The sequence below is a fragment of the Vibrio sp. M260112 genome (genome assembly GCF_036533775.1).
Classification (GTDB): Bacteria; Pseudomonadota; Gammaproteobacteria; order Enterobacterales; family Vibrionaceae; genus Vibrio.
Genome location: NZ_JATABH010000091.1, coordinates 1 through 5494 on the forward strand (window position 1 = coordinate 1; position 5494 = coordinate 5494).

Below are 5494 nucleotides of genomic sequence, written 5' to 3' on the forward strand. Positions count from 1 at the left end.
TCGACAACATCGACTTTAAAAAACTCGCTAGTCAGCAGAAGTCTATACAAATGAAGATGCGTTTACTTGCTCTAGCACACTTTAAAGAAGGGCGGTCTCGAACACAGATTGCCAAATACCTGAAGGTAAGCCGCACTAGCGTGAACAAGTGGGTTCAAACCTTTCTTGAGGAGGGACTTGAAGGACTACAGGAAAAGCCAAGAACAGGACGCCCTGCATTTCTTACCCCAAAACAGCGTGAGCAGTTAAGCCTATTTATTGAAAGTCGAGCTTCGGATTCTTCTGGCGGTAGATTAACGGGTAGCGATATTCATGCCTACATCATCAAAGAATTTGGCAAACATTATCACCCTGACTCCATCTATTATTTGCTCAATCATATGGGCTTTTCTTGGATAACATCGCGCTCCAAACACCCTTCTCAATCCCAACAAACCCAAGACGATTTTAAAAAAATTCAAAATTGAAACGATCCTCAAGATCCCCGGCCATATGGGGCTTGAGGCCGTCGATGTTTGGTTTCAAGACGAAGCTCGATTTGGACAACAAAATACAACAACTCGTCTTTGGGCTAAGCGCGGCACAAGACCGCGAGCGGTGAAACAGCAGCAATTTGAATATGCTTACTTATTCGGTTCAATCTGTCCTACAAGAGGAATTGGAGAGGCGATAGTCGTCCCTTGGGTAAACAAAGAGATTATGATTCAGCACCTTGGTCAAATATCGCAAGCCACCGAGCGAGGTCGTCATGCAGTTGTCATAATGGATGGTGCTGGATGGCATACCAGTGATATTGCCGAGCAGTTTGACAATGTCAGTATCATCAAATTGCCTCCCTATTCACCAGAGCTAAATCCAATTGAACAAGTATGGAGTTGGCTGCGACAACACTATTTAGCCAACCAAAGTTTTACGAACTATAACGATGTTGTCGAGAAGGTATGTAGAGCATGGAATGGCTTCTTGGAAAGCGCAGATAGGGTGCAAACGATGTGCAAAAGGGAGTGGATTTTTTCGGTTTGCCTGCCGCAACTAATCGTTCATACGTTGCCTTAAATATAGGGTTACATTGGATGGCCGACATCATTGCCATGTATAACACTGTACGAACTTGAGCGCGTCCGCCTTGGATCATCCGTTTGCCTTTAAGGCGTCCACTTTCTCTCGTTATTGGAGCTACACCTATAAGAGAAGATGCTTGCTTATTGGTGATGAAACCAAGTTCTGGAACATTACTGATAATAGACGCGGATGCTATTTTCCCAATCCTCGGCATGCTCTGTAGTATCTCATTTTTAGCTTGGTATTCGGGGCAGGTATCGATGAGTTTTGATATCTTTTCTTCTACTTTGACGATTTGATTTTTGAGGGCGGTTAAGATTGGTTTTATGGAAGAAGCTAAACTCTGAGGTAAGATTTGTTGTCGGTTTTTTTCCATCGTCTGCATGGAAAGTAACTGGTTTAAAAACAAATAAAAAACAAATAAGGACAGGCACCATTAAAAAGTAACAGACAAGTTAATTATGAAAACTAATAAGGACAGGCACCATAAAAAAGTAACAGACAAGTCAATTACATACATTACCCCCATCGCTGCAATTTTCTCACTTTACCTGTTTTCTTGTGATGTTTCTTCACTCACTCTTATCCAACAGAACAAGGAGGGTAAATCATGACTACACCGCGAAAACAGCAAGTCTGTTTAGAGGCCACACGTTACTATCACTGTGTCTCTCGTTGTGTTCGGCGTTCATTTTTATGTGGTTATGACACGCAGCATAAACGTGATTACGAACATCGAAAATCATGGGTTGAGAAGCGGATACACCTTCTTTCTCAAATTTACACCATAGATGTGTGCGCCTATGCCGTCATGAGTAACCACTACCATATTGTCGTGCATATTGATAAAGAAAGGGCATCCACTTTAACCGCTCATCAAGTTATCGAGCGTTGGGAAAGGCTGCATAATCTTCCGATACTCGTTCAAAGGTTTGTGCAAGGAGACATCTCATCCAAAGCCGAATTGGGTGCAGCGCACGCGATTATCGAGTCTTGACGCCAACGTCTTTATAGCTTGAGCTGGTTTATGAAAGAGCTTAATTTTGAAATTGCGCTAAGGGCCAATCAAGAAGATCAATGCAAAGGGCACTTTTGGGAAAGCCGCTACAAATGTCAGGCCTTGCTCGACGAAAAGGCTTTGTTAGCCGCGATGGCCTATACCGATTTAAACCCTGTCAGGGCAAACATTGCCCATACTCCAGAGCAGTCTCCTCATACTTCGATAAAACTGAGATTGGATGCCATTGCCAGCCATCAATTAACACCAGAATCTCTAGCGCCTTTTATTGGTACCCCTTCCAATGACATGATTCCAGGCATTCCTTTCCGATTGGTTGATTACATCGAATTGGTAGACTGGAGTGCGAGGCAATTCAGGCAGGGAAAAGCGAGTATAAATAGAAAGCTCCCACCAATTTTACAGCGGCTATCCTTTTCTCAGTCAGAATGGTTAAAGGTCGTTACTCAGCTAGAATCTAAGCGTGTGTTTTACATAGCGTCACGCCACACTCTGAACCACTTCAAGCCTAATTTGAATAGACAAAGGGTGCACGCCTTTCAAATTGAGTGAACCTGAATCAACTCAGCATTTAAAATGCCTACCTCGCGATTGCTTTGTCACGCCGCATCAATTCTTCACTTCGCATTTTTCGTCCTAATAGCCAATAAAACCATCAGTAAGTTCATGAGTGATGGTTATGTAGGCTGAAAATATGGATAGGACAACGACTTGCTGGTCAATATTCTTTATGGTGCCTGTCCTTATTCTTTTAGTTATCTTCTTTTTTGCCTTACCCATGCCACCACCGCTCTAACCATCATAAAGGGTCAGATCGCAAGACTCGAAAAAGGTTCAACTGATTTAGGCAACAACGCCCATGAAAATCCTACTTCAAAAGGAACTGAACCCCCGTCCAAATATAACTTTTAGCTATTACGGACTGACGAAATCATAGCAAAATAATCTTAAAATTATCTGCGACCGTTAGCTATCAGTAGGTGATCAGTTATTATCGAGCAATGAGTTTAGCATACTCGATGAGGACGGGATTAGACCAACTTTTAGACCAAAAGGTTTGAAGACTTTATTCAATATGTCTGTTTTGTAGTTACCACGATCATTCTCTATATCAGAGAGGGTTTTTCGGGACACATCTACGAGCCTTGCGTAAACATCTTGCTTTAAACCTAAAACATTGATCCGAAGCTCTTTCAGTGCCTGACCTTGGGTTAGTTCGCCGAACAGTAGTTGTTTAACTATTTGATTTACTATCCTGCTGCGTTCGGTTGCTTTTGGAGGTAGAGTCTTTTTTGATGCCCTTTGAGAAGTGCGACCTCCGATGTTAACAGTATCAGCCTTTACGTTGTCGTCACTGTTTGTATTGTGAGGACTAGAGACCTGTTTGCGATTATGTCGGAGACGGTTAACGACATCATTTATAGACTCTTTAGATGACTTGTTATTATTGCTCATAACAGCCCCCATTTTTTCAATTTTCCAGGGATATGATTTAATCCAATAGCTGGCATTTTAATGATCTGCTCTGGAACCCCACGAGCGACCAGTCGTTCTTTAAGATCCAGACATTTTTCTGAGGTATCTTTAAGCTCGCTCAGTAAGAGCTCACTCGGCACAAGGTCAGACAGTGATTCTGCAATACCGATAAAATTGTAAGTGCCTCCAACTTCTAGTGGGGCTTTCCATTTTGTAGTTCTTGGAATACCTTCTGGATCGGCTTTCATTGGAGCAAAATCGTAGATTGGGGCTAATTTAATATAACCATCACCTTTTAAGAATGAGGTGTTTCTACCGTGGTTGTCGCTATTGCCAAATAGGATGTTGAGTAAGTCTCTCTTTACCCACTCTACAACAAAGCTCTGAACATCAAAGTCATACCCTTGATTTTGCACCATATGACTATGGGTGATTTTTTCAATTAACGTTCTAATCGTCGCTTCATGCTCTAGAGTAACGCCTGCACCTTTATTCAAAATGGAGTAGACAGACTCCATTCCGAATTTTTCAATCTGTTGCTTTTCGTTAAAACGAATATCAAACCTAGGCAACCATAAAGAAGGGTAGTTTAATCCTTCTTCTAATCGCATATTTTGGATTGGTATGGTATCAAAACCCATAGAGGTGAGTTCGTGATAATAATGAAACTCAGCTCGAAGAATATTGCAGTCAACAGTGCTTCTTGAGCCTCTAGGATACTTGACTAAATAGTGTAGATCTTGGTTGGTGTTATCATCTTGATAAGGATCGATCCATATCTTACTTGGCTCTGTGATTTCTTTAGAGCAACGCAAGATTAGTTTTGGAGCTTCACCTCCTGCGCCTGTCGCACCGCCAGCCGCAGCCCCTCTTTGTTGAGCATAATCTAAAAAGTCACTTGCACGGTTTTTTACATCGTCTAGAGAAAAGTAGAGGGTATCTGACTCTTCATAGCTTTCTGGTAGAGAGTCTTTTACTCGCAAGTTGCCGATAGGCGACATTGTGCCAAACTTTAGTAAAACATAGTCTTGTTCATCAATTGAAAGATCTTCAATGTCTAGATGTTTGACCCAATAGCGTCTGCTTGCCCCACTTGGCATTATGTCATCAAGAAAAGTTAGCCATCCAGGCCGCCCCATGTCGTCAAAGAAAAAAGATACAGGCAGGTTCATTGATACGGCGTGTAGGTCATCTTTTTCATGATGTTCTAATGCGTAGTCTCCGAGGTAATTGAGTTCAGTCACTCGGAAGTTGTTCTGTTTACTTTTCGGAAATGAAATGACAGCAATGTCTAGCCATTCACCTTTGATAAAAGCTTGTATGTTTAATTCTTCCATTGAGGACTCCACTCTATCTATGAGTACTATAGTACTCATAATGCTTGGTTTTATCAATTAATGTGTAAGTTTTTACGCATAGTTGATAGGGAAACCTGTGTAGGCTTCCAGTTTAGAAAGCAGCTCGTTGTTCAAATTAGCATGGTAGTGCGGAGTATACGGCATAGTGCCCTGCTAATTAAGAGTTAGTTATTTCCATATGTGCTGTGGGTAAAAATAGCCACTGTTCACGCTTTAAATAAATTTCATCGGTGATTGATTGGAAGGCGTATCTATTGCTAATGATAATTTCACTACTCATTATCTTGATTTTTCTTCATTTATGAAACCTTAACTACTCATTAGTTATTTAAAGAGTTTGAGACTGAGAAACAAAAGCTGGGAATATAAGGTTCTGTTCATTTTTTAGTTTGTTCATAAAAAATGAACAGGGGAAGAAAATGAACACTTGATGCTGAGGAATCCCCTGATGATTTAGATAAAAATCATCAAGTTAAGGTAGATGCACATCTTGTCATGTGATCAAATGGTTTCGCCAAAAAACAACAACCAAACAACAAGATGCGCGAACTCAATATCTTACATGATTCTCTCTACCAAT

The 5494-nt window shown here is 41.2% G+C and carries 3 protein-coding genes and 2 pseudogenes; 2 read left to right on the top strand and 3 right to left on the bottom strand.

Features of this window, described 5'->3' with window-relative positions:
• Positions 1–8: 8 nt before the first annotated feature.
• Positions 9–1056, top strand: a protein-coding gene (locus tag QTN95_RS19630; RefSeq protein ID WP_443088883.1) for an IS630 family transposase whose coding sequence is annotated in 2 segments (ribosomal slippage) — positions 9–449 and positions 451–1056 — 1047 coding nt in all. Because the reading frame shifts where the segments join, the coding sequence is not laid out codon by codon here.
• Here the strand turns inward: QTN95_RS19630 and QTN95_RS19635 are convergent.
• Positions 1010–1462: pseudogene (locus tag QTN95_RS19635) on the bottom strand (transposase); the annotation flags it as partial. The gene QTN95_RS19630 and the pseudogene QTN95_RS19635 overlap by 47 nt on opposite strands.
• Positions 1463–1672: 210 nt before the next feature.
• Here QTN95_RS19635 and QTN95_RS21315 point away from each other — a divergent pair.
• Positions 1673–2632: pseudogene (locus QTN95_RS21315) on the top strand (transposase).
• A gap of 432 nt (positions 2633–3064) precedes the next feature.
• On the opposite strand, the gene QTN95_RS19650 reads toward QTN95_RS21315, so the two are convergent.
• Both QTN95_RS19650 and QTN95_RS19655 read right to left on the bottom strand, forming a co-directional pair.
• Positions 3065–3535 carry a helix-turn-helix transcriptional regulator gene (locus QTN95_RS19650; RefSeq protein ID WP_138971740.1) on the bottom strand — a complete coding sequence of 157 codons (471 nt, stop codon included), beginning with the start codon at positions 3533–3535 and terminating at the stop codon, positions 3065–3067.
• A complete protein-coding gene (locus tag QTN95_RS19655; RefSeq protein WP_138971739.1) occupies positions 3532–4893 on the bottom strand; it encodes a type II toxin-antitoxin system HipA family toxin in 1362 nt (453 codons plus the stop codon). Before QTN95_RS19655 ends, QTN95_RS19650 begins: the two co-directional genes overlap by 4 nt.
• Positions 4894–5494: the final 601 nt, after the last annotated feature.